General features: G+C 47.4%; 20 protein-coding genes. 5 read left to right on the top strand and 15 right to left on the bottom strand.

All coding sequences use genetic code 11. The features are described 5' to 3' along the window. Positions 1-2 precede the first annotated feature (2 nt). Complete coding sequence (locus OCU74_RS07730) at positions 3-2,825, top strand: Hsp70 family protein (RefSeq protein WP_087479171.1); 2,823 nt, start codon at positions 3-5, stop codon at positions 2,823-2,825. Between the two features lie 155 nt (positions 2,826-2,980). Here OCU74_RS07730 and OCU74_RS07725 read toward each other — a convergent pair whose 3' ends face one another. From OCU74_RS07725 to queE, 4 genes are all read right to left on the bottom strand, one after another. Continuing rightward, the gene (locus tag OCU74_RS07725; RefSeq protein WP_087479170.1) at positions 2,981-3,436 is read right to left on the bottom strand and encodes a GNAT family N-acetyltransferase; all 456 of its coding nucleotides are present in this window, start codon (positions 3,434-3,436) and stop codon (positions 2,981-2,983) included. 83 nt (positions 3,437-3,519) lie between these two features. Then, on the bottom strand, positions 3,520-4,755 hold the full coding sequence (locus OCU74_RS07720) for a sensor domain-containing diguanylate cyclase (RefSeq protein ID WP_087479169.1): 1,236 nt from the start codon (positions 4,753-4,755) through the stop codon (positions 3,520-3,522). A gap of 302 nt (positions 4,756-5,057) precedes the next feature. Beyond that, the gene (queC, locus tag OCU74_RS07715) at positions 5,058-5,741 is read right to left on the bottom strand and encodes a 7-cyano-7-deazaguanine synthase QueC (protein WP_087479168.1); all 684 of its coding nucleotides are present in this window, start codon (positions 5,739-5,741) and stop codon (positions 5,058-5,060) included. Between the two features lie 9 nt (positions 5,742-5,750). After that, entirely contained in the window at positions 5,751-6,449 is a 699-nt protein-coding gene (gene queE / locus OCU74_RS07710; RefSeq protein WP_087479167.1) for a 7-carboxy-7-deazaguanine synthase QueE, read from the bottom strand. 360 nt (positions 6,450-6,809) lie between these two features. Between queE and yidA the strand changes: the two genes are divergently transcribed. Then, on the top strand, positions 6,810-7,616 hold the full coding sequence (gene yidA, locus OCU74_RS07705; protein ID WP_087479166.1) for a sugar-phosphatase: 807 nt from the start codon (positions 6,810-6,812) through the stop codon (positions 7,614-7,616). Positions 7,617-7,823: 207 nt separating this feature from the next. On the opposite strand, the gene OCU74_RS07700 is transcribed toward yidA, so the two are convergent. Further along, complete coding sequence (locus OCU74_RS07700) at positions 7,824-8,294, bottom strand: GNAT family N-acetyltransferase (protein WP_087479165.1); 471 nt, start codon at positions 8,292-8,294, stop codon at positions 7,824-7,826. Positions 8,295-8,434: 140 nt separating this feature from the next. After that, positions 8,435-9,031, bottom strand: coding sequence for a TetR/AcrR family transcriptional regulator (locus OCU74_RS07695; RefSeq protein WP_087479164.1), 597 nt, complete (start codon positions 9,029-9,031; stop codon positions 8,435-8,437). A gap of 132 nt (positions 9,032-9,163) precedes the next feature. On the opposite strand from OCU74_RS07695, the gene OCU74_RS07690 reads away from it, so the two are divergent. Next, positions 9,164-9,913: an SDR family NAD(P)-dependent oxidoreductase gene (locus tag OCU74_RS07690; RefSeq protein WP_087479163.1), complete on the top strand. Its 750-nt coding sequence runs from the start codon at positions 9,164-9,166 to the stop codon at positions 9,911-9,913. A 214-nt stretch (positions 9,914-10,127) separates the two neighbouring features. Here OCU74_RS07690 and OCU74_RS07685 read toward each other — a convergent pair whose 3' ends face one another. The 5 genes from OCU74_RS07685 to OCU74_RS07665 form a co-directional block, all read right to left on the bottom strand. Next, positions 10,128-12,017, bottom strand: coding sequence for a propionyl-CoA synthetase (locus OCU74_RS07685; RefSeq protein ID WP_087480065.1), 1,890 nt, complete (start codon positions 12,015-12,017; stop codon positions 10,128-10,130). 55 nt (positions 12,018-12,072) lie between these two features. Continuing rightward, on the bottom strand, positions 12,073-13,524 hold the full coding sequence (locus OCU74_RS07680) for a bifunctional 2-methylcitrate dehydratase/aconitate hydratase (protein WP_087479162.1): 1,452 nt from the start codon (positions 13,522-13,524) through the stop codon (positions 12,073-12,075). Positions 13,525-13,538: 14 nt separating this feature from the next. After that, positions 13,539-14,666: a bifunctional 2-methylcitrate synthase/citrate synthase gene (prpC, locus tag OCU74_RS07675; RefSeq protein WP_087479161.1), complete on the bottom strand. Its 1,128-nt coding sequence runs from the start codon at positions 14,664-14,666 to the stop codon at positions 13,539-13,541. A gap of 134 nt (positions 14,667-14,800) precedes the next feature. Further along, a complete protein-coding gene (gene prpB / locus OCU74_RS07670; RefSeq protein WP_087479160.1) occupies positions 14,801-15,706 on the bottom strand; it encodes a methylisocitrate lyase in 906 nt (301 codons plus the stop codon). After that, entirely contained in the window at positions 15,703-16,398 is a 696-nt protein-coding gene (locus OCU74_RS07665) for a GntR family transcriptional regulator (RefSeq protein ID WP_087479159.1), read from the bottom strand. The genes prpB and OCU74_RS07665 overlap by 4 nt, the downstream gene beginning before the upstream one ends. 581 nt (positions 16,399-16,979) lie before the next feature. On the opposite strand from OCU74_RS07665, the gene licT reads away from it, so the two are divergent. Both licT and OCU74_RS07655 read left to right on the top strand, forming a co-directional pair. Next, positions 16,980-17,870, top strand: a complete 891-nt coding sequence (gene licT, locus OCU74_RS07660; RefSeq protein WP_200807642.1) for a BglG family transcription antiterminator LicT — start codon at positions 16,980-16,982, stop codon at positions 17,868-17,870. A gap of 13 nt (positions 17,871-17,883) precedes the next feature. Further along, complete coding sequence (locus OCU74_RS07655; RefSeq protein WP_087479158.1) at positions 17,884-19,797, top strand: beta-glucoside-specific PTS transporter subunit IIABC; 1,914 nt, start codon at positions 17,884-17,886, stop codon at positions 19,795-19,797. A 93-nt stretch (positions 19,798-19,890) separates the two neighbouring features. On the opposite strand, the gene rimJ is transcribed toward OCU74_RS07655, so the two are convergent. From rimJ to OCU74_RS07635, 4 genes are all read right to left on the bottom strand, one after another. Beyond that, a complete protein-coding gene (gene rimJ, locus OCU74_RS07650; RefSeq protein ID WP_087479157.1) occupies positions 19,891-20,463 on the bottom strand; it encodes a ribosomal protein S5-alanine N-acetyltransferase in 573 nt (190 codons plus the stop codon). 87 nt (positions 20,464-20,550) lie between these two features. After that, positions 20,551-22,098, bottom strand: a complete 1,548-nt coding sequence (tyrR, locus tag OCU74_RS07645; RefSeq protein ID WP_087479156.1) for a transcriptional regulator TyrR — start codon at positions 22,096-22,098, stop codon at positions 20,551-20,553. Positions 22,099-22,307: 209 nt separating this feature from the next. Then, positions 22,308-23,366, bottom strand: a complete 1,059-nt coding sequence (locus OCU74_RS07640) for a YcjF family protein (RefSeq protein WP_087479155.1) — start codon at positions 23,364-23,366, stop codon at positions 22,308-22,310. Then, a complete protein-coding gene (locus tag OCU74_RS07635; protein ID WP_087479154.1) occupies positions 23,363-24,757 on the bottom strand; it encodes a YcjX family GTP-binding protein in 1,395 nt (464 codons plus the stop codon). Before OCU74_RS07635 ends, OCU74_RS07640 begins: the two co-directional genes overlap by 4 nt. Between the last annotated feature and the right edge of the window lie 140 nt (positions 24,758-24,897).

Raw genomic sequence — 24,897 nt, 5'->3', positions numbered from 1 at the left:
CTATGGCGACGCCACATTATTTGGTCGGTATCGATTTGGGCACAACCAATACTGTTGTGGCCTATTGTGAGAATGGACAAGACTTATCCGGATGCCCGGTTCAGCTCTTCGAAATTGATCAGTTGATCGGCCCCGGAGAAGTTGCCCGAAAAGCGACACTTCCCTCATTTCGTTTTCATCCGGCTGAGGGACAAATACAGTCTGACGACATCACCCTTCCCTGGGAACATAAGCCTGTTTCCGGTGATTTCACTCCGGTCATTATTGGAGAATGGGCCAGAGAGTTAGGCGCTCAGATTGAAGGACGTCAGGTCGCCAGTGCTAAAAGCTGGCTGTCTCATCCGGCCGTAGACCGGTACGAAGCTATCTTACCCTGGGCCGGAGCTCAGGATGTTGAAAAAGTTTCGCCGGTCACGGCAAGTGCCAGTTACCTCAACCATATTCGTCAGGCCTGGAACTATCACCATCCCGCCTATCCACTGGAACAGCAGGATATTGTCGTGACTGTTCCGGCATCATTCGATGAGAGTGCCCGGAAACTGACTCTGGAAGCGGCAACACTTGCCGGAATACCTCATGTCCGGTTACTCGAAGAACCTCAGGCTGTTTGCTATGACTGGTATACCCGGCATCAGTCACAGGCAACCACGCAGCTGAAAGATGTTCCGGTCATTCTGATTTGTGATGTCGGCGGCGGAACAACGGATCTCAGCCTGATCACTGCGGCACTGGCAGAAGATTCACTGAAGCTGGATCGGGTTGGTGTCGGAGAACACCTGATGCTTGGTGGTGATAATATCGATCTGGCACTGGCACATCTTGCCGAGCAGCAGTTTGCTCAGCAGCAGCTCTCACAAAAAAATAGTGGACAAATACAAAAACTCAGTGCTGCCCGGCTGAGTAAACTCATTCAGCAAACCCGGAATACCAAAGAAAACCTGCTCACCACCCAATCGCCGGAATTAGCAAAAATTACTCTGCTGGGTAGTGGCTCAAAACTACTGGGTGGAACCAAAAGCATTACCCTGAGTAAAACCCAGGTACAGCAGATGGTTCTGGATGGTTTCTTTCCGCACACCACCCCGGATACACTGCCTACTCAAAGAAAAGGAGCCGTACTGGAGTTCGGCCTGCCGTATGCCGCAGATCCGGCAGTCACAAAACACATCGCCGCATTTCTCGCTCAACATCCGACGCTAACCCGATCAACGGATCAGCAAATGTCACCTATCGGCTTGCTGCTAAACGGTGGTGTTTTCAACAGTGACCTGATTCAGGAGCGGCTCACTCAGATTCTCTCGGACTGGACCGGACAACCAGTCACTCTGCTTGATAATCCACATCCGGATCAGGCCGTCGCTCTGGGAGCTGTCGGCTATCTGAAAGCCTGCCGGGGCGCACAGCTGAAAATCGGCGGTGGTGCCGCCCGCTCGTATTTTCTGCATCTGGAAAACCGGAAAAACAAGCAGTCTCAGGCAATCTGTCTGCTGGCAAAAGGGACCGAAGAAGGCCATGAAATCCGGCTGTCCAGCCGTCGCTTTTCTCTCACTCTCGGCGAACCGGTCCGTTTTAATCTGCTGACCACACTCCATGACAGCCTTGACGGAGAATTTCCCATTCAGAATGGTCTGCTGACGGATGTTGATCCGGATAGCTTCTTCCCGCTGCCACCGTATATTACCTCGCTGGAACGGACATCCGATCAATTACTCGACGCCAATCAGAAAGAACGCGCCGAAGTTTTTCTTTCTACCCAGCTCACACCAGTCGGTACGCTAAAACTGGAATGTGTTCAGGCCGATAATGAGCAGCAGCGCTGGCAACTGGAATTTGAAGTTCGTCATCATCAGCACCATGATGCTTCCCCATCGGCAGATGTTCCCGGTCTGGCAAAAGCAAGTGAACTAATCACCGGCTTGTACAGCGGCAATAAAAACAGTGATGCACAGGGAGAAACCCGGACGCTGAATAAGTCTCTGGAACGCCTGTTAGGGAAAAAGGAACAGTGGAATGCTGCAACCAACCGGCAGTTATTCGACCGGCTGGCCCAGGGCAAAAAAAGACGACGGCGCTCAGAAGATCATGAGAAAAACTGGTTCCGGCTGGCGGGATTCACCCTACGTCCGGGATTTGGTGACCCGGTAGATAGCTGGCGTATCGAACAGATCTGGTCTTTGTATCAGCAAGGTATTCAATTTCAGAAGCATCAGATCTGGAGCGACTGGTGGACATTCTGGCGCCGGGTCTCCGGAGGACTCAATCAGGAACAGCAGGAAACTATTCTGGCTGACATTGCCAAATACCTCCATCCCGGAGCTCACAACAGTAGTAAGCAAGCGAAAGCCGCTCAGGAAAAAGGCTATGAAGCGATGGTTCGTCTGGCTGCATCTCTGGAACATCTGGAAACAGAAGATAAAGTGCTGCTGACAAACTGGTTTATCAAACGTGCCATCCGTCAGACACAATATGCTCAGGCTCACTGGTGGGCTGTCGGCCGTCTGGCTGCCAGAGCTCTTCTCTACGGGAGCCAGCATAAAGTCATCCCAAGAGAGCAGATCGGCCACTGGCTTGGGGAGCTCTTGCAACAGGACTGGAAAAAAGAACCGATGATCGGTTTTGCGGCCATGATGATGTGTCGGAAAACCGGAGACCGTCAGGTTGATATCTCCGATGAGCTTCGTGCCACTGTCATAGAAAAACTCAGACAAAGCAAAGCCCCGGAAAGTTGGAGCGCACTGGTGAATGAAGTCAGTCAAATCTCAGAGAACGACTCGAAGCGTATCTTTGGTGAGACGCTTCCCAGCGGATTACATCTTATCCGCTAGTTTCAGAATATATTGACTGAAAATGTGTTGGTTGCCGGAACCGGCTGCCAACACATTTTTTCTTAACATACCCGCGCTTGAGTATTTATGCCTCTGCATTATTTGTCCCAATACTTTGTCTCAGTACTGTTTGTTTCTGTACTGTTGTTTCTGTACTAAAGGAGCAACGTCATAAACATGCTATTGGGATCGGGCTGATAATCGGCAAAAGGTTCGCAATAAGAGAAACCGAATTTCTCGTACAGCTTTCTTGCTGGTTCGAAAAAAGCCATTGAGCCAGTTTCCAGGCTCAGACGCCGGTAGCCCCGCCCTTTCGCCACCTCAATCATATGCTGTAATAACATTGATGCAACGCCCTGCTGACGGGCTGAAGTTGCCGTACGCATCGATTTCAGCTCAGCATGCGTATCACTTAACTGCTTGATAGCAACACAACCGAGTAGTTCACCATGACGCCAGCCACTGAAAAAAGTGACTGAAGTTGCTTTTAAGCTGGCAACATCTAAAGCGTGGACACTTTCCGGCGGCGATGTTGCGTACATGTCTGCCAGATGTTCTTCCAAAAGGTGAATGACAGCGCCATCATCCAGAGAATCAATACGAATTTCCATGCAATACAATTCCTTCCTTATCAAGTTTGGAAAGATGTACCACGAATATTTCCCTGAAACAACACATCAAATACAACACAAATTTACATGACCAGATTTCTACCGGCAGCTTTGCCCCGGTACAATGCTCTGTCCGCCCGCCGTAACAAATCCTTTTCGTTCAGATCACTATTTTCAGCCGAAGCCACACCGATTGTAATCGTGATACGAATAGCACTATCAAGATAGTGTACTGCTGTATTTTCGACGCATTTCCGTAATTTTTCGGCGATTTTGACAGCATCCTTGTACTCAGTGGATGGCAGAATTACGCTAAACTCTTCTCCCCCCATCCGGGCAAGAATATCAGAACGCCGGATATGCCGCTTGATCGCCGAGGTGACCTGTTTCAACACCTCATCTCCGGCATCATGTCCGTACTGGTCATTCACCTTTTTAAAATGGTCGAAATCAATCGCAAGGATACTGACGCAGTCCTTATTTTTAAACCCGGAGGTAAAAGTCCGGTTCAGAGAGTACATAAAATAACGACGGTTAAAGACGTTGGTCAGCGGATCGATAGTTGATTCCCGTTGTAACTTCAGCTCCAGTGTCTTTTTATCCGAAATATCGATCATCAGTCCGGACCATAACTGGCGGTGTTGATCATTATGAACTGGGACAGAGTGCCCATATAACCAACAGATTTTTCCCTGATGGATAACTCTGAATTCACATTCCCATTCATTCTGGGAAGCTTCAGCCCGGAGAACACTGTGATAGACCCGTTGGCGATCATCCGGATGAACCGCCTGAAGCAGTGTGGTCGCATCCTGAGCAACCACCTCCGGTTTAACCCCAAGTAAGGTTTCAACCTGAGGACTGATGTAAGGAAAACAGGCATGACCATCACTGCGACGCTCATATTGGTAGATCACTCCGGGGATAATATCGACAAGGTAATGTAGATCGCTTTCCAGTTGCATCATCTGTTTCTGCATCAACCGGACATTCGCCTCATCCAGTATCTGTACCGGAGATTTGGCAATATTATGCAGCGAGAGAAAAATCGCTTCCGGAAAATCCCCATCAATAGGATGCATCCTCATCAATGATCCACCCCAGAGCTCTTCCTGTATCAGAATAGAAAGTTCAACAGGTTCTTCCTGGGAAAGAAGCAGAGAGTTAAAATCTCTGCTTTGCAGAGGCTGCAAGCTAGACGGACTGTTAAAAAACCAAGAGGTGAAATTTTCCAGACTTAAAGCATCCTCATGGCGCTGGTTGCTGGACACCAGTTCCCCTTTCTCATTCAGCAAGCATGTCAGCCATGTTGTTGACATAAGACACTTCTCCGCAAGATGCAGGATTAATTTTACCCTCAACTTTATGTTAGACCATAGTTATATCAATAAACGAGTAAAAGACCAAAATTTAACCAATTGATTCCCTGTATATATCATGCAGGATGCAAATCTTTTACTGAAAGAGAAATGACATATGAGATAGTGAATAAGAAGAGATGATGTTACTTAGACTCGGGCGATCGGATATCGCCCGGAATGATTCTGATATTATTTTATCTATTTCAAACAGTTAACTTATTCTTGTATATTTAGGTAGCTTCTCTGACACCAACAACAGTTCAATTTTTATTCAGATAAGACTGTAGTACCGATTCCCGGTTTTGCAGATATTCATCCAGCCCGGCTTTTCTCAGATGACAGGAAGGACATTCACCACAACCATCACCAATCACACCGTTATAACATGTCAGGGTCTGTTCTCTGATCAGTTTTAGTGCCCCGTAATGATCAGCCATTGCCCAGGTCTCCGCTTTGTTCAGCCACATCAATGGAGTCACAATCGTCATTACTCTGTCCATTCCCTGAACCAGCGCACGATTCATGGTTTGGATGAACTCGTGGCGACAGTCCGGATAACCGGAGAAATCGGTTTCACACACACCGGTAATGACCGACTCAGCACCGATCTGATAGGCATAAATACCAGCCAGAGTCAGAAACAGGATATTTCTGCCGGGAACAAACGAATTGGGTAATCCATTCTCCTGCAACTCATGAGAGACCGGAATATCATCGCGGGTCAGAGAGCTGATCGCTAACTCATTCAGCAAACCGACATCCATCACTTTATGTGCTTTTACGCCTAACAGGGATGACAACCGCTGTGCCGTTTCAATCTCAAGCCGGTGCCGCTGCCCGTAATCAAAAGTAATCGCATGCACTTCATCATAGGTTTGCAGGGCTTCAACAAGACAAGTGGTGGAGTCCTGACCACCGCTAAATACAACAACAGCTTTTTTCATGGGAATTCCTCAGGCAATACTCAGGTATTTATGAGTCTGAATAGATAAACGCCAGTTCCGCTCCGTACAAACCTCAATACACAACTCTGTTGCACGTGGTTTCTGACTAATCGGTTGTAAAGCAATGATTGTATCATCAGACACCTGATTCTGACGCAGTAATTGCTCCAGCTGTTCAATATCCTTACGGGTGCCGACCGGGTGCTTAATTTCATTTGCCCGTAACATTGCACTGCCCAACACCGGCAGACGACCTTTCATGGCAACTTTTGGTGACACTGTCACCCAGGTCTGTTCCGATACCTGTACTTCTGCAGTACCGCTGGTCTCTATCTGACAGCGACAACCAAGCTCTTCAAAAGCTTTTGTCAGCTCAGTTAAATGATAAATGCACGGTTCTCCACCGGTAATCACGATATGTCGTGCTGTGTATCCCTGTTGATGATAACAGCGGATAATTTCCTCGGTGTTCATCTGACACCAATGCGGACTATCCTGAGTTTTGACAATGATCTCTTCTACAGAACGCTTATCCTTCGGCTCCGTCAACCAGGTTTGTTTGGTATCACACCACGAACATCCAACCGGACATCCCTGCAGGCGGATAAAAACAGCAGGAACTCCGGTAAAAACTCCTTCACCCTGGATGGTTTGAAAGATTTCATTGACTTTATAAATACTCAAAATGAACCCTAATTCAACAGTCATATCATGCGAGTCGCAGACCTTAATAGAAGCTTGTCAGAAGGTCAAATTAAACCCATCATTTATTGATATTAATAAAACTTAATAAGTTAATAATAGTGATTTAATTCAAAAGGATAATCATATTAAGACAGAAGAGTATATTCATCAGACTCTTCCCTGAACTGATGGTAAAGCCCACGTTCTGAGATAATGTCATCCACCGGGTCATCCAGATATATGTGACTCAGCTCTCACTAAGGTTATACTTGTGTTTGTTGTGGAACTCCCGCATATTGATGCAGCTTGGGTATTTATCACGCTGATTCAATACCCGTTCCACTTTTTTAGTCCCACATATTCTGAAGTTACCGGTGATAAATCATGTATAAACTGATTGGACTCGACATGGATGGCACTCTGCTGAACAGTCAAAAGCAAATTTCGGCCAGAACCCTGGCTGCTATACAGGCAGCAAAAGATAAAGGCATCAGAATTGTCTTATCTTCAGGGCGTCCTATCGAAGGACTCCGTTCTTATCTGGAACAATTAGGATTGAATGGCGAGCACGACTATGTCGTACATTACAATGGTTCGTTCGTCGAGAATGTGATGACCGGTGAAATCATCCGTCAGCAGGTCATCAGTACCGCTGATGCCAGAATAATAGAACGTACTGCCCGGGAATTAAACGTCAATACTCATGCATTTAGTCAGACACTCGGGTTAATCACCCCGCAAAGTACCGAGTATACCCGTCTGGAAGCCAGACTGAATGGCATTGAAGTGCACGAAATCAATTTTGACACTTTGTCTGATGATCATCCGATGATCAAAGCAATGATGGTCGACGAACCAGAAAAACTATCTCAGGCATATGAAAAACTGCCCTCTTATCTGGCAGAGCAATTTACGATTGTCAGAAGTGCACCTTTCTTTCTTGAATTTCTGAACCCACAAAGTAATAAGGGACTTGGTATTCAGGCTGTTGCTGAACGTTTGGGAATTCCGGCAGAGTCTGTCATGTGTATTGGAGATGCTGAAAATGATCACCATATGCTCGAATATGCCGGATTGGGAGTAGCGATGGGCAATGCAATGCCGCAGACTAAAGCCATTGCAGACTATATCACCGCAGGGAATGATGAGGACGGTGTGGCAGAAGCAATTGAAAAATTTGTGCTTTACTAGCGCGTGTAGACCTTTTCTTAAAAATCCGGGTGATATAGTTCGCCCGGGTAATGAATCCAAATGTGGATTACTTTTTCAGATTTAACGCATCAAATCTACTCCGTTATATACATTTTCACCATAGAATGGCTATGACTCAAATCTCTGCCTTGTCTCTGTACCCAGTGATTCCCGCTGAAACCGCATCTTGAGGTCATTTGGGTATAGTTACCGAATTCCCTTTCTTAACCAATGAATATGATGAGCGAATCCAAGGTTTTGATAGAGTCTGATCGCGGACTGATTAAAATCCCAGACTTCAACAAACATCTGTTGAACACCATAATCATCAAACTCTTTTTCAATGCGTTTCAGAAGCTGGCTGCCTATTCCCTGTCCACGATATTGGGGCAATACATAAAATTCATCAATGCTGCCCATAAATACATTCCGGCTGACCGAAGAGACTAGATCGGCAAAATGACCGGAAACAAAGCCAATACATTGATCGTTTAATTCAGCAATAAAGACCAGACCTTCCGGAGACTCAAGGTAATCAGCAATCCGTTTCTCTTCCATCGCTTCTTTTGCGACCTTAAAGTGTTGTGGGCAGGCCAGATGATGCTCATCGTGCAGGTCATACATCATTTTTTCCAAAGCAGCGAGATCCGATGATTTCGCCAAACGAATTTTAACCATACACACACCTCAGTAAGGACAACAGGAACACCTTCCATTTTATACCCAAGTCAGCATAAGATACAGAATCCAGGACACTCTTCAGGCAATCACGGCTGTTTTCAGTTATTTCATTATGCGTATGATAAAGTAGTCATGAATCAGCAACTTGCACCTGTGGCGCCATAGCGTAATCCATCGACAAAGAGAGCAATCATCCGCCGGGCATCATGAGGTTCGGTACAGCCCGGAGACGTACATAAACCAGCAATGGCATACAACAGATCATCCGGTTCAACATCTTTACGGATTTTTCCGTCCTCTGCAGCGGCATCAAGCAACTTCTGAACCACCGGGCGTAATCGCTGTAAAAGATATCCGGGCAGGTCACTGAATGCAGGATCCTCCGAATTCAGAGCCGTAGCCAGTCCTCGCTTGGCAGTAATGAAATCGACATAGCAATCGACCCACTTCATCAATGCCTCTTCAGGCTGAAAACTGGCAGCAAATTCTGGCCCGCAGTCCGCACACAGATCCACTTCATTACGAAACACGGCGACAACCAGATCGGAGCGTCGCGGAAAATGGCGATAGATCGTCCCAACCCCGACACCAGCCTTTTCTGCAATTTCCCGTACCGGTGCATCAACGCCAGACGAAGAAAAAACCGCCAATGCCGTTTGTAATAAAGTTTCGATATTTCGCTGGGCGTCGGCACGAACACGCTTGGGTTTGCTGTCACTTACAGATTTTTTCATTTTATCTCTCAATCACACCACTTGATAAGTGGAACAATGTTCCGTATATTAAACCGGAGCAATGTTCCATTTAATAGATTTTAACTTGCCGGTATTCTGATGGCAATCGTCATCTCACAGGAGATAAATTATATGGCTAAAAAATCGATCGCGCTTATTACCGGAGCCAACAAAGGTATCGGCCTGCAAATTGCTAAAGAACTTGCAGCGAAAGATATTATCGTACTGATTGGCGCCCGGGATCTTTCACGTGGCACCGCCGCTGCCGCCAGTATCGGAGCAAATGCCTGGGCAGTACAGCTTGACGTCACCGATCCGACATCTGTTGCCAAAGCTGCTGAGTACATCCGGGAAAGATTTGGTCACCTTGACATTCTGGTCAACAATGCTGGCATTTCACACGCAGGGCAAGCCGGACGAAGTATGGAAGAATTAGTCCAGTCAGGCTTTTTGAGTCATGTATCTTATGACGAAATGCAACGCCTCTTTGCAACCAATGTCTTCGGTGTCGTCACTGTTACTCAGGCCATGCTGCCACTGCTGCGTGAAGCTCCGGCCGGCCGGATTGTCAACATGTCGAGTATGAATGGTTCTCTGACTCTGAATGCTGATCCGTCCAATCCATTTCGTCAATTCGCCGGTATCTATGCCGCCACCAAAACGGCATTAAATGCGGTCACACTCAGCTTTGCAATTGAACTTGAATCAACTCACATAAAAGTCAATGCGGTCTGCCCGGGATTTACCGCAACGGAGATGAATAATTTTTCCGGGACAGGCAGCGTAGAGGAAGCCGCCCGGGAACCGGTTCGGCTGGCACTTCTTGACGAAAATGGTCCGACCGGCACCTTTTCTAATGCTAACGGCCCACTCCCGTGGTGACATGAGTTGATTCAACCTGATTTGTTTGCAGACAAATCAGATTGAATCAGAGAAGCAATACCAAATATGCTCCTTGCAGGTGTCAGGCTGATATCGATTCCCCCCATGGATAGGCTTCGTATCCGTGTTCGTATCTGCCAAAGTGATCTACAAGGAGCTATTCTTTAACTTACAGGAACTATTCTTTAACTTACAATAGTGAAATACCTGCCAGTCATCCGCTTTTCTGATGATGCAATGTATTCTCCAGCTCAGACAAACTTGCCGGGTCATCAATGGTAGAAGGAACCGTATAGTTTTCCCCGTCGGCAATCTGCCGGATCACCCGACGCAGAATCTTTCCGGAACGGGTTTTCGGCAATCGCTCAACCACAACCGCATGGTGAAAACAGGCAATGGCTCCAATCTGTTCCCTGACCTGCCCGATCAGTTCCGACTCCAGTTGGTGTATATCCATTTTCGTTCCGTTTTTCAGTACAACCAGTCCGAGAGGCAACTGCCCTTTCAGTTCATCGTGAATCCCGACAACAGCACACTCGGCAACCGCCGGATGTGACCCGACGACTTCTTCCATTTCTCCTGTGGATAAACGGTGTCCGGCAACATTGATAACATCGTCGATTCTGCCCATGATAAACAGATAACCGTCTTCATCGATATATCCGCCATCACCGGAGACATAGTAACCCGGAAACTGGCTGAGATAACCTGACTCAAACCGATCATGATTACGCCAGACGGTTGGCAGACATCCCGGAGGCAAAGGACGCTTGAGCGCAACATACCCTTGCTGACAACATGGCTGATGCTGCCCCTGCTCGTCGAGAATTTCAACTACATAACCCGGTGTCGCTTTAGTTGACGAGCCCGGTTTTACCGGCATTGGTTCAATTCCCAGCGGATTACCGGAAATTGCCCAGCCAGTTTCAGTCTGCCACCAGTGGTCGATCACCGGTTTATGGGTATGAGACTGAACCCACTCAAGCGTCGGTGGATCAAGACGCTCTCCGGCCATAAAAATTGCTTGCAGGCGCTCCAGCGAATAACGGCGGATAAACTCTCCCTGCGGATCTTCTTTCTTGATCGCCCTGAACGCTGTTGGTGCAGAAAACAGAACATCAACCTGATATTCATCGCAAACCCGCCAGAAAGCGCCCGGATCCGGTGTCCGGACCGGCTTGCCTTCATAGAGAATGGTTGTACAACCATGGATCAGCGGTCCATAGACAATATAAGAGTGACCGACAACCCAGCCAACATCGGAAGCCGCCCAGAAAACACCATCCTGCGGCATGTGATAAATTGCCGACATCGAGTATTTCATTGCCACGGCGTGTCCGCCATTATCCCGCACCACACCTTTCGGTTTCCCGGTGGTTCCGGATGTATAGAGGATATACAGCGGATCCGTCGCCCGTACCGGGACACATTCATGTGGTAATGCACCCTCAAATAATACTTGCCAGTCCGCATCTCTTTCTTTATTCAGCAGAGCCGGAGACTCCGGGCGTTGTACGACAATCACATGCTCGGGCTTCCAGCGACTATCCATAATCGCTTTATCAACCATCGGCTTGTAGGGAATGACCTTACTGAACTCAATCCCGCATGAAGCTGTGATCAACACTTTCGGCTCAGCATCTTCGATTCTGACGGCCAATTCATTCGGTGCAAAGCCACCAAACACAACAGAATGGATCGCTCCGAGACGGGCACAGGCGAGCATGGCCATCACTGCTTCCGGAATCATCGGCATATAGATAACCACCCGATCACCCTGCGTCACTCCTCTGGCTGCCAGCATCCCGGCAACTTTCGCGACATCATCCCGCAATTCCCGGTAACACCACTGTTTCCGGGCACCGGTTGCCGGAGAATCATAAATCAGCGCCGTCCGTTCTCCCCGTCCCTGCTGGCAGTGATAATCTAAGGCCAGCCAGGACGTATTCATGATACCGTCAGGGAACCAGCGTTCGATCTGATTTTCATCCCGGCTGAGAATAGTCTCAGGCTTTTGAAACCAGTCCAGTTGCTCAGCCTTTGCGGCCCAGAACTGCTCAGGATGATTTTTGGCAAATTGATATTCTCGTTCATATGTAGACATCATTTCCCCCATTGTCGGTGGCCGGTATCTCCTGATACCGGGCTACTTTGGGAAGTTAATTGATCACAAACAGTGTCATGAATTCATCAACCGGCATCTGCTCCAGTTTTGCCTGATCCAGACACAATGCTGTAATGGCATCGACGCGTCCCTGTGGAAAACGAGTCTGCAAATTACGGATAAATTTTTTCTCCAGAACCGGAATTCCCTCTTCTCTGCGACGACGATGCCCAATCGGATATTCCACTTCCACTTTTTCAGTCTGTGAACCATCCTTGAAGAAAATCTGAATCGCATTGGCAATTGAACGTTTATCGGGTTCCAGATATTCCCGGCTGTAGCGGGAATCTTCCTGAATCACCATTTTATCCCGGAGCTGATCGATCCGGGGATCGCCGAGATGGAAGCTATCTTCGTAATGTTCGGCGACCAAATCACCATACAGCAGCGGTACTGCTGTCATGTATTGCAGGCAGTGATCCCTGTCGGCCGGGTTTGCCAGTTCACCGACTTTAGAAATAATCCGGATTGCCGACTCGTGGGTCGTGATTTCAATCCGGTCAATGTCATCAATCCGGTTCTTAACCTGTGGATGTAACCCGACAGCACATTCAACGGCAGTCTGAGCATGAAATTCTGCCGGAAAAGAAATTTTGAACAGTACATTCTCCATGACATAGCTGGAAAAGTCCTGAGCAATATCAAAAGCCTCTCCTTTAAACAGCACGTCGTAATACCCCCATTGCGGTGCCGAAAGGACTGTCGGAATTCCCATCTCACCTTTCATGGTGATCAACGCCAGTCGTACCGCTCGTGAGGTTGCATCACCGGCGGCCCATGATTTACGGGATCCAGCATTCGGCGCATGACGGTAAGTCCGGAGCGAACAACCATCAACCCAAGCCTGAGACAATGCATCAATGATTTGCTGCCGGTCACCGCCAAGCATCTTGGTAACAACCGCAACTGACGCAACACGTACCAAGAGTACATGGTCAAGGCCAACTCGGTTAAAGCTATTCTTCAATGCCAGAACACCCTGAATTTCATGGGCTTTGATCATCGCGGTCAGGACATCTTTCATCACCAGTGGTGCTTTTCCCTGAGAAACAGCAACCCGGCTCAGATAATCAGCCGTTGCCAGAATTCCCCCCAGATTGTCAGACGGATGCCCCCACTCAGCTGCCAGCCAGGTGTCGTTAAAATCAAGCCAGCGAATCATACAACCGATATTGAATGCTGCAGTAACCGGATCAAGTTCATGAGATGTCCCCGGAACTCTGGCACCATGCTGCACAGTCATTCCCGGTACTGTAGGACCTAAATGCTTAGTACATTCGGGAAAACGTAATGCAAGCAAACCACATCCCAGCGTATCGATCAGACAATTACGCGCTGTCTGATAAGCCTCCTGTGATGCAATAACTTGATTGTCCACATAATCGGCAATCTGAACCAGTAACGCGTCTGGTTGTTGCCGTTGATTGAAATCTACATTCTGACTCATTCGTCTGTCCTTGGTTAACGCTGTTCAATAGGAATCCAGTGTTGATGCTCAGGTCCCTGATAATCGGCACTCGGACGGATAATCCGGTTGTTTTCCCGCTGTTCGAAGACATGTGCGGCCCAGCCGGTCAAACGGCTGATGACGAATATCGGTGTAAACAGCGGCGTAGGAATGTCCATAAAGTGATAGGCGGATGCGTGGTAGAAGTCGGCATTACAGAATAATCCCTTCTCCCGTTTCATCACCGCTTCCACACGTTCTGAAACTGCATAGAGATGATGATCGCCAACCTGCTGTGATAAACGCCGGGACCACTGTTTAATCAGTGCGTTCCGGGGATCACATTCCCGGTAGACTGCATGACCGAATCCCATAATCTTTTCTTTGCGGGCCAGCTTTTCCAGCAGACCGGCCTCAGCCTGTTCCGGTGTATCCCATTGCTCAATCATTGCCATGGCAGCCTCATTGGCACCACCATGCAACGGTCCACGCAGGGTTCCGATTGCCCCGGTCACACAAGAGTGGAGATCTGACAATGTTGAAGCACAGACTCTGGCGTTAAATGTCGATGCGTTGAATTCATGTTCAGCATACAGAATCAGTGAACAGTGCATGGCCTGACGGAACAGTTCATCGGGTGTGCGATCTAACAACATCTTCAGGAAATATCCGCCGGTAGAAGCTTCACTGTGATCTTCGGTATCAATGCGGACACCATCGTGGCTGAAGCGATACCAGTAGCAGATAATTGCCGGGAAGCAAGCCAGCAGACGCTCGGTTGCTATCAGTTGCCCGGAAAAATCTGTTTCCGGTTCGAGGTTTCCCAGCACAGAACATCCGGTTCGCATGACATCCATCGGATGGGTTTCCGGCGGCAAACGTTCTAAAACTTCCTTCAGTACCTGAGGTAAGCCTCTTAACTGCATCAGGTGAGTGGTATAAGCGTCTAACTCTTGTTGATTCGGCAGTTTTCCTTTCAGTAGCAGATAAGCAACTTCTTCAAACTGTGCATGATTGGCAAGATCTGTAATATCGTAACCACGGTAGGTCAACCCTGTTCCCGTTTTTCCGACAGTACATAAAGCGGTTGTTCCGGCACTCTGCCCCCGCAACCCTGCGCCTCCCAATTCCTTGTTTGGCATATTGAGCTCCTTGTTCCCTGACCGCTGTGTCTCTGACGGACAATCTGTTCCCCGGTTGTGGGGAGATACTTCCAGTCGGCAGGGTTTGTTTCACGTAATGGATAATATCCTTTTTACAGGCGAATCCCGGACATCTAGTGACCGGGCTGATGCATTGAAAACAGCTGGTCGAGCTTATCTTCGTATGCGTGATAATTCAGATAGTCGTACAACTCCTGACGTGTTTGCATCTGCTGAAGCAGCGCCTGCTGATTTCCGGTATGTAACAGATGCTGATAAACCATTTCCGCAGCTTTGTTCATCGCCCGGAATGCACTAAGCGGATAAAGCACCATGCTAACTTTGGCACCAGCCAGTTCTTCACAACCGTACAACGGGGTTTGTCCGAACTCCGTGATATTTGCCAGAATCGGAATCGGTCGTCCGGCTGCATTTTCAAGTGCTGTAGCAAACTGTTCGTACTGCCCCAGCTCGGTCATCGCTTCCGGAAAAATCATATCCGCACCGGCATCAACACAAGCAATGGCTCGCTCAATTGCTTTCTCCATGCCTTCAACAGCCAGGGAATCGGTGCGTGCCATGATGACAAAATCGGTATCAAGACGTGCATCTACTGCGGCTTTAATTCTATCGACCATTTCATTGCAGCTGACAATCGCCTTATTCGGACGATGTCCACAGCGTTTTTGCATGACCTGATCTTCGATATGAACAGCAGCCGCACCGGCTTTTTCCATCGAACGGATTGTTCTGGCAATACTGAATGCTCCCCCGAACCCAGTATCAACATCAACCAGCAAAGGTAGATCGCTGGCATTGGTAATCCGTTCGACATCGACCAATACATCATTCAACGTGGTAATCCCCAGATCAGGAACGCCATAGGATGCATTCGCGATTCCCCCACCGGAAAGGTAAATAGCCTGATGCCCGATTTGTTGTGCCATCATGGCACAATACGGATTAATCGTGCCGACGATTTGCAGCGGTTGATTATTCCGGACCGCTTCTCTGAATTTTTTTCCCGGACTATTCATCATGATTCTCCCTGTTCTGACAGCATGTGGGCTTCAATCAGTTTCCTGCTGCCTGCGATATGACGCCGCATCAACATTTCAGACAGTTCTTCATCCCGCTCCCGAATCGCTCTCAGAATGAACTGATGCTCTCCGAGCGCTTCATCAGGCCGGGTGTGGGCTCTGGGTGACTGATAACGAAACATTCTGAGTAAATGATATAATTCATCACACAAAAGCCGGATCAGCTGTTGATTACGGCTGGCTTTAATAATGCAGTAATGGAAATCGAAATCACCATGTTGGTGAAAATAAGAAGCGCCTTCGATCTGATTGATATGACTGGCATGTGTTTCCAGCAAAGCTTCCAGATTGTCCAGCTCAGCCGTTGTGATATACCGGGCAGCCAGCCGGGCAGCCATTCCTTCCAGAGCTTCCCGCACCGCATAAAGTTCAACCAGTTTTTCGTAGGACAGTGCTATGACTCTGGCACCAACGTGAGGAATCCGCTCAATCAGGCCAAGACCTTCTAACCGCATCAATGCTTCCCTCAGCGGTCCCCGACTCACCTGAAACTGACGTGCCAGATTCGGTTCAGAAATTTTACTTCCCGGTGCAATATCTCCCTGAACAATGGCTTCGATCAGCGAGTCCGTCAGGTGTTCTGACTTGGTATTATCTTTTTCTGTCTGAAGCAATAAGGTCTCATGACTCATTTCAATCTCTTTTCTTTCTGTACTCTGATATCAGTCTTTGCATAAAAAATAGCCACTCCGACTAATCTTCGCAAGCAGATTGTTGACAATTTAGACTAATGTCTAAAATTAACTTTGATTAGAAACAAGAACGAAAATGGTATAATTAATTGATAAATATTTAGTTATTTTTAAAATGAATTTATTGAAGAAAATATATTGTCAACAATCAATACAAACGTATCGACCTTTTATGCATCCAGTCTCTTTGACTAACAATATGTAAATATAGATTTGTAAATACTGTGCTTGTATTCACACATATTGGGGGCGACTCTTGTCACTTCTTTTATTCATCAGTATCTTCGGCAGGTTAACTGCAGTACAGGGAAAACCCGGGCCAGAGTTGGATCAGACAATGCCGATCAATTCACCTGGGTTTTTTATATACCTGAGTCTTCCTATGGTGTCCCGGCAGACAAGCAGCTCTGGCGATCTGATGAATCTGGGTTGAGACCATTTAGTTATCTTTTACTCTTCAGAACACACTTTCGTGTCAAACTGAGGTATGATCAAACACAACACCAGACCGGCACAAAGAAGTGGATAAACCGAACCGACAGGACAGTCCTGATACACCGAATATGCATGTTGAAAAAGTTCTGAACAACAATGTTGTGATTTCTCTTGACCCTGAAGGTCATGAAGTCGTCGTGATGGGAAAAGGACTTGGCTTTCAGATGAAGCCAGGTATGACCTTAGACGCCTCAAAAATAGAAAAAGTTTTTAGTCTCGAACAGACAAACGACGGTAGTATTGACTCTCAGTACCATGAATTGCTGAAGCGAATTCCTGTCGAATTACTGATGGCAACCGAAAACATCATTGAACTGGCGCAAAAAACACTCCCGGGCGAAATTCATCCCAGTGTCAGAATATCACTAGCTGATCACCTTTACTTTGCTATTGAACGTTATGTGCAGGGAAAATCGGTTAAAAACGTCATGCTATGGGAGATCAAAAAACTCTATCCCAGTGAGTACAAAGTCGGTCAGGAAGCGCTTCACCTGATTAAAAAAGCCTCCGGGATTCAGTTTGAAGAAGATGAAGCCGGATTCATTGCTCTCCATATTGTGAATGCTCAGCTCAGCGATGACATGCATAACACGATGGAGATTACCAATCTGATCCGCGACATTATCCAGATGATCAAATATCAGCTTCGTATTGATATGGATGAAGAAAGTATCAACTATCAGCGGCTGGTCACACATTTGAAATTCTTTGCTCATCGCCTGCTCCACCGGAGTTCTGTTCAGAATGACGATGACACACTTTTTCAGTCGGTCCGGCTCCAGTATCCGCAGGCTTTCGAGTGTACGCAAAAAATTTATTTGTATGTCGAACAGAAATTCAGACATGCAATGACTCAGGAAGAGATGATGTTTCTGACCATTCATATTGAGCGGGTCAGACGCCAGCAGGATGCATAAGGCGGAGGCGTGAGTGAAGCAAACCGACCAGAAGACGGCCGAACGAATCCTCGAATATATCGGTGGAGCGGCCAATGTACAGGGTATGATTCACTGTACAACCCGATTGCGTTTTATCCTCAAACAGGATGCCTTTGTTCAGACAGAACAACTGAAACAGATGCCGGAAATTATAGCCATCGTGAACAGTGGCGGTCAGTTTCAGCTAGTCATCGGCAACCATGTCGCACAACTTTATGATTTAATTCAGCCACATCTGCATAGCACTAAAACCCGAGAACCCTTCTCGCCCAAAAACCTGCTTAACAGCCTGATCTATACGATTTCCAGCATTTTCTCCCCAATGATTGGCGTACTGGCCGGAGCCGGATTGCTCAAAGGCTTACTGGCACTTCTGGTTGCACTTACCTGGGTTGATACTGACAGCGGTACATTCAGAATATTAAATGCGGCGGGAGACTCTCTGTTTTTCTTTTTACCCATCTTTCTTGGTTACACATCAGCCCGTAAATTCGGCTGTAACTATTTTGTCGGTATGGCGATTGGCGGCGCCCTGATTCATCCTTCCATTCTAACTCAGGTCAATGGTCTGTTTGAAGGAGAACTGCAAAGTCAGGCACTGCTTCAGGAGAACTTCCTCGGCATTCCGATCAGTTATATCAACTATACCTCATCCGTGATTCCGGTCATTTTTGCAACCTGGCTGAATGCTCACATTGAATCCGTATTCAAAAAAATATTACCGGCTTCAGTCGCTAATCTTTTTATGCCCTTTTTCTGCTTACTAATTTCTGTTCCGTTAACCTTTCTGGTAACCGGTCCAATCGCGGCTTCAATCAGCCATAGTCTGGCTAATTTGCTGTTTTCCGCCTCTCAAAGCCATCTGGTTTTAGCCGGGATGATACTCGGAGCATTCTGGCAAGTTTTCGTGATATTCGGTCTGCACTGGGGAACCGTACCGATCATCATTAATAATCTGGCAGTCAGTGGGTTTGATATACTGACACCTCTTTTACTTCCCGCAGTTTTCGGTCAGATCGGAGCCAGTATCGGCGTATCGTTGAAAGCATCCCAGAAACAGACCCGGGCGCTGTCTAATTCAGCAGCCTTAACCGGCGTGTTTGGCATCACCGAGCCTGCGATTTATGCAGTAAATCTTCCCAGAAAATGGCCTTTCATCTTTGGTTGTATCGGCGGAGCCATCGGCGGCGGAATTATCGGTTTCTACCAGACAAAAGCATACTATATCGGGCTCCCGAGCATTCTGAGCCTGATACAGTATATTCCACCACAAGGTATTGACTATACCGTTTATGCAGCTGCATTCGGAACCTTCACTTCAATGCTGCTGGCGGCCCTGCTGACTTTGTTATTTTACCGGGAACCACAGAAAGCATCTCAGGAAGAAGAAACACAACCTGAAGTTATTCCGGAAGAAAAAAATCAACAGGTTGTTGCCAGCACAGAAGCACTTCAGGAAACGATTTTCAGTCCATTACAAGGCAAAGTCATCTCTTTACCTGAAGTTGCCGATGAAATGTTCTCCAGTGAACTGCTTGGGAAAGGAGTCGCGATCATCCCGGATTCCGGCATCCTGTACTCGCCGGTCGATGGGATTGTCGAGTCATTTTTTAAAACCAAACACGCGATTGGTATTAAAAGTGACCGGGGAGCCGAATTATTAATTCATGTCGGTATCGATACGGTACAGCTCAATGGTCGTTTCTTTACTTCTCTGGTCAAAGCCGGACAGCACGTCTCACAGGGAGATGAACTGCTCCACTTCGATATTGAAGCCATCAGAGATGCCGGATATGACATGACCACACCAATATTAATCACAAACTTTGATGAATATATGGATATTTTCCCAGCGACTCAAGATCCAGAGACTCAGGTACAGAAACCGTTGCTGCTATTGGTTTAACAGACTGATAGTTAACCATTTAACAGATATTTCTATGCTTGAATGAAGATTTCAGAAAAGGGCCGAATCCGGATAAAACACGGCCCGGAATATTTACGATGCTGTTCTGGCTTGCCAGTCAGGGTTAATCAGTGATGTCATGTGGTGATCTTCCCACTGCTCATTAATCAACAGATAGTCTTTCATTTTTCCTTCATACTGAAATCCCAGGCGATTCAGAACATCTTCGCTACGGACATTGCGTGGCATATAAGTCGCCGAAATCCGGTGCATATTCTGCGCTTCAAACATATACCGGCAGGCCATTTTCAATGCCCGGGTCATAATCCCTTTCCCCTGAGCCTTCTCCGCCAGAGAATAACCGACATAGCAACTATGCAGTGGAAAACGCGAAATCTGACTAAACGAAATGGTACCAACCATTTCGTTAGCAGACATATCCAGAATCAACAAATAATAGCCGAGAGCCATACTCTGTAATTCTCTGAGTTTGATCAGACGCTGTGCCCAGCCCGCTTCAACAAAAAACTCCTCTTCCCGTTTCGGTTCCCAGGGTTTCAGATGTTTCCGGTTATCACTGAAATAACGGGCAATCATCCGGGCATCATCAAGTCGGGCCGACCGAATGACAATATCACCGTCAATATCGTAAACCTGTCCGTTCATAAAATATTTTTATCCTGTTATCAATCATTCCGGGAAGAATCAGATAAGGCAATCAGTCATTGGAAATGAAAAGCTCCCCGGAAAATTTTAATGTTTGCGAATATCGTAATCTCTCAATTTATTAGCAACCGAGGTATGGGAAACATTGAGACGCTTGGCAAGTTTCCGGCTTGAAGGAAATGACTGATAAAGCCGTTCCAGAACTTTGGCCTCATAGTCTTTCATAATTTCGTCCAGAGAACCGTCCAGATTCAGAAGCCCCAATCCACCGCTGACGGATTCAACTCCGGGAAGGTGGAAATACTCTTCTTTCAGCTCATCATCCGGCATTTCGGTCAGAGCTCTCAGAACCATATTATCCAGCTGACGCATATTCCCGGGCCACTGATAATTTGACAGTTGTTCAATCACCGCTTCATCATAATGAGGTTTTTTCATCCCCATATTACGGACATGCTTGGCAATAAACAGTTCCAGAAGCGGATGAACATCACTGGGACGCTCCCGCAGTGGCGGGATCGACAATGTCAGAACATTCAGCCGGTAAAACAGATCCTCCCGGAATTTATCCGATTCCGCCAGTTCAGCCAGATTATGCCGGGTCGATGCAATCACCCGGACATCCACATGAACTTCATGCTCTTCACCAACCCGGCGGAAGGTTCCGTCCTGTAAAAAACGCAATAACTTAATCTGTAAATGTGCGCTCATTTCACCGATTTCATCGAGAAATACGGTTCCACCGTTGGCCTGCTCGAAAATACCTTTGTGGCCTTCCTGATGGTTGAAAGATCCCGGAGCATGTCCAAACAGTTCAGTCTCGGCAACATCATCCGGCATCGATGCACAGCTCACGACCAGAAACGGTCTTGACGAACGTTCCGAACGGTTATGGCAGGCTTTCGCCAGCATCTCTTTTCCCGTTCCCGTTTCCCCTTCGATCAACAGCGGCTGGTCCAGCATCGCCAGTTTCTTTGCCTGATTGATCAAATTCTTATGCCGGTTTGAAACACCAACAAAATGCTCAAACCCAAGCTCGCTATGCAAAGGTAAGTGAACATGCTGTACTTCATGATTGACATGTTTGGCCCGCAGAATCACCATGGCACTGGCAAGGATAGATTCATTCGACTCACTCTGAATATAAACCGGCATAATCTCCAGTACATAATCCAGTCCGTTGAGTACGATTTCTTCCCGCTGACGGGACTTACTTCCCTCCAGCCAGCGGGAAAAGTTAAAAGCGTGGACCAGCGTGGAAATCGCATGACCAATGACTTCGTTTTCCAGCTTATTGAGCAATGACAAAGCCGCATGATTCGCGGTGTCGACAAAACCTTTTAAATCAATCGAGAGAACTGCATCTGGCAGGTTATTAAGCAGGGAAATCAGTTCCGTGTTATGTCGTTCCATCGGCATAAACTGAATTTTCCGGACATCTTTCACCCCTGAAATCATCCGGATCTGAGCCATTAGCTCACTGAACGTTGTGAAATCAATATCCGGACAATTCAGATAGATGATTCCGGAAATATCAATCTCAATGCCTCTTAAATCGATGTTTCTGGAAACCAGAATATCCAGCAACTCCCGGGTCAGCCCGAGACGGTCTTCACAAAAGACTTCTAGACGCACAGAATTATAACCTAAACGTGTAAGGAAAAGTTGACAGTAGTTTCTATCAACACTGAATTTTCGTCAAGAAACAAAGATGAAACAATAAAAGCCGGTGCACCATTATCACAGTTTCATAACAAACCGGCTTATATTTTATGACTTCAAATACAATTTCAGAGAGAACCAACCATTACCGAAGCAATACCTTACTCCGCATTGTGGTCGTTCTAGGATTTTATCAATCCCAAAACCCGGGAAACGACCGCTTTTCTGACACTGGTCAGTTTCGCCTTACGCTCCGGCACCCAGGGAAGTGGCCGCAGAAGTGTCACAGCCTGAAGCCCCAGCCGGGCTGTCAGGATACCAACGCCAACGCCCTGCCCGGCTCTGGCTGATATTTTCCCGGCCAGTCCGGCAGACAGCAGATCGGTTCCGGCATCAATCGCAATTTCGCTGGCTCCGGCAGCAGCCATATTGACAAACATTGTCCGCAACAAACGAATCCGGGACCAATAACCGAGACGGACACCATAAAGATCGGAAAGCCGGTTAATCATGGACAGGTTTCGCCATGCAACCAGCAACATATCCGTAACAGCCAGTGGACTTACCGCAACCAACGCCGCCGACTCCGTCGCATAACGGGAAATAAGCTGGATTGCTTTCTCGTCCAGATGCTTCAGCACAAACAGATCAAACAGATCCAGGATTTCCCGGTCGTTATAAGCACTGTTAAGATGTTTTTCCCACTCGGCAATATGTTGCGGTTCAATGTGCGGTTGACTGAGAGACTGATGGCTCGCAGCACCATCGATAATTTTACGGCACAGCTCTGTTGCCTGACCAACACTCTGTGACTGAATCAAAACTTCCGCTTCAGACTGACGGCTGAAATGCTTTCTCAATGAACGCAGGGTCAGAAACTCTTTAAACAACCCGCTGATACCGGCGCATCCCAAAGCTGTCAGTAAAGCAGTCCAGCCTAATGTCAGCCATTCTCCGGCTTGATATGCCGAAATCACCGTATCGACCGCCTGCCAGCCCACCAGTCCGACAAAAGTACATCCGGTCAGTCGTCGGAACCAACGTGTTTTGCCTTTAGGCCGGATAACCGCTGCCAAATCAGCCGGAGTATATTCCGACGCTTCAGATCCGGATGTTGTTCCGGACTCGGCAGGGAGAAAAGTCTCATCATGAAATTGCTGGTTTGCCAGCAACGCCGAGGTTTTCTCATCAGATGATTCCAGTTCCTGTTTGAACACACGCTTCGGTTGATAACGACTCATCGCAATTTATCTCCGATTAAATATTCCAGCACGGCATCCAGACGGATCTGAGGTAATGGCTGACCACTTTCTACAGCGCATGGACGAAATTCGGTAAAATCAAACCTGTGGGATTGCCAGAACCCCGGTGAAGGAAGTTTTTCCGGAACTTCCCCCGGAAACAGTGTCACACTTTCTCCGCCAAGTGTCGTTCCCTGAATCGCATGCATTTTACCCTCCGGCGTTGCAATATAGCCGGCCCGTGTCGCCTGAACCGAAGCGAGGGTCATGCATTCCATGGCAACATTTTCGTAGGATACATTCTGCCACACAGGCTGAACCATCTGATTCAGTAAATGCAGCAAATGAGCATGTTGGTCCGGAGTCACATGATCGGCTTTTGTCGCGGCAAACAGCACTTTGTCAATTTTGGGAGAAAATAGTCGCGACAGCAGACCACTGCGACCATATTTGAAACTTTGCAGCAATTGGACCAGCGCATGCTGCATATCCAGAAAAGAGTCATGTCCGGCATTCAGTGGGCTCAGGCAATCCACCAGCACCACCTGCCGATCAAAGGTTGAAAAGTATTCCCGGTAGAAGCCCTGTACGACTTTCGACTGATACTCTTCATAACGGGCCTTCAATACTTCATAGTTTGTTGTGGCACGTCGGGTCAGTGAACGACGAGAGACATTCCCCTCGGGTTGCAGACACGGGAAAAACTGCAACACCGGAGCACCAGCCAGTTCTCCCGGCAGAACAAAGCGACCGGGCTGAACCCAGTGTAACCCGGCCGCTTTACAACGATGTAGATAGTCCGTGAACTCACTGGCAATACCAGCCAGTAACTGCTCATCCGCTTCATCATTCAAATTGAGAGACTGACTGGCTGCCATCCACGCAGTTGCCATCTCTTTTCTTGTACCACTCAACTGTTGAGTCTGCTGAGTTGACCACTGTTCAAAACTCATCTCCAGCAATGGCAAATCCAGCAGCCATTCTCCCGGATAATCGATCAAATCGATATGTAACGTCAGGGATTTTCCCAGCAAACGCTTAGTTCTTTTTTCCGGACGGTACTTGATTGCAACCCGGGTTTCGCTTACATCTCTTGTTGGTGCCGGCCAGTCTGGTGGATCACTTTGTAACGCTGCAATCGCTTGCTCATAATCAAATCTTGAAACCATCAGATTCCGTTGCGGGATCCGTTTGGTGCCAATGATACGCTGTTCCTGACTTGCAGCGAGAAAAGGTAAATGGTGATGTGTCGACAGATACTGAATCTGATTCAGCAATGATGTGATAAAAGCAGTTTTTCCGGCCCGGGAAAGACCGGTTACCGCTACTTTTATATTCGAATCCAGCCCACGCTGAATCAACTCCGAAACATCCTGACCGATCTGCCGCATCTATTCCGCCTTCACTTACTCTGCTCTGTTTTAAGCCGTTGATTATATACCCAACCGACCTTAAAATGCAGCCTCAGCTCTGTTATCCCGGTAATGATGACCCTTTCCTGACAGGATGTGCTTCATATCATCTCTAAATA

This window comes from Vibrio mangrovi, assembly GCF_024346955.1.
In the GTDB taxonomy this organism is placed as follows: domain Bacteria; phylum Pseudomonadota; class Gammaproteobacteria; order Enterobacterales; family Vibrionaceae; genus Vibrio; species Vibrio mangrovi.
The sequence above is the reverse complement of the archived record's forward strand: the minus strand, read 5'-3'. Positions and strand labels throughout refer to the sequence as shown.

Excerpts from the sequence above, each read along its gene's own strand:
- OCU74_RS07730 (WP_087479171.1), top strand. The coding sequence starts at position 3 with ATGGCGACGCCACATTATTTGGTCGGTATCGATTTGGGCACAACCAAT.
- OCU74_RS07725 (WP_087479170.1), bottom strand. The coding sequence starts at position 3,436 with ATGGAAATTCGTATTGATTCTCTGGATGATGGCGCTGTCATTCACCTT.
- OCU74_RS07720 (WP_087479169.1), bottom strand. The coding sequence starts at position 4,755 with ATGTCAACAACATGGCTGACATGCTTGCTGAATGAGAAAGGGGAACTG.
- queC (WP_087479168.1), bottom strand. The coding sequence starts at position 5,741 with ATGAAAAAAGCTGTTGTTGTATTTAGCGGTGGTCAGGACTCCACCACT.
- queE (WP_087479167.1), bottom strand. The coding sequence starts at position 6,449 with ATGACTGTTGAATTAGGGTTCATTTTGAGTATTTATAAAGTCAATGAA.
- yidA (WP_087479166.1), top strand. The coding sequence starts at position 6,810 with ATGTATAAACTGATTGGACTCGACATGGATGGCACTCTGCTGAACAGT.
- OCU74_RS07700 (WP_087479165.1), bottom strand. The coding sequence starts at position 8,294 with ATGGTTAAAATTCGTTTGGCGAAATCATCGGATCTCGCTGCTTTGGAA.
- OCU74_RS07695 (WP_087479164.1), bottom strand. The coding sequence starts at position 9,031 with ATGAAAAAATCTGTAAGTGACAGCAAACCCAAGCGTGTTCGTGCCGAC.
- OCU74_RS07690 (WP_087479163.1), top strand. The coding sequence starts at position 9,164 with ATGGCTAAAAAATCGATCGCGCTTATTACCGGAGCCAACAAAGGTATC.
- OCU74_RS07685 (WP_087480065.1), bottom strand. The coding sequence starts at position 12,017 with ATGTCTACATATGAACGAGAATATCAATTTGCCAAAAATCATCCTGAG.
- OCU74_RS07680 (WP_087479162.1), bottom strand. The coding sequence starts at position 13,524 with ATGAGTCAGAATGTAGATTTCAATCAACGGCAACAACCAGACGCGTTA.
- prpC (WP_087479161.1), bottom strand. The coding sequence starts at position 14,666 with ATGCCAAACAAGGAATTGGGAGGCGCAGGGTTGCGGGGGCAGAGTGCC.
- prpB (WP_087479160.1), bottom strand. The coding sequence starts at position 15,706 with ATGATGAATAGTCCGGGAAAAAAATTCAGAGAAGCGGTCCGGAATAAT.
- OCU74_RS07665 (WP_087479159.1), bottom strand. The coding sequence starts at position 16,398 with ATGAGTCATGAGACCTTATTGCTTCAGACAGAAAAAGATAATACCAAG.
- rimJ (WP_087479157.1), bottom strand. The coding sequence starts at position 20,463 with ATGAACGGACAGGTTTACGATATTGACGGTGATATTGTCATTCGGTCG.
- OCU74_RS07640 (WP_087479155.1), bottom strand. The coding sequence starts at position 23,366 with ATGAGTCGTTATCAACCGAAGCGTGTGTTCAAACAGGAACTGGAATCA.
- OCU74_RS07635 (WP_087479154.1), bottom strand. The coding sequence starts at position 24,757 with ATGCGGCAGATCGGTCAGGATGTTTCGGAGTTGATTCAGCGTGGGCTG.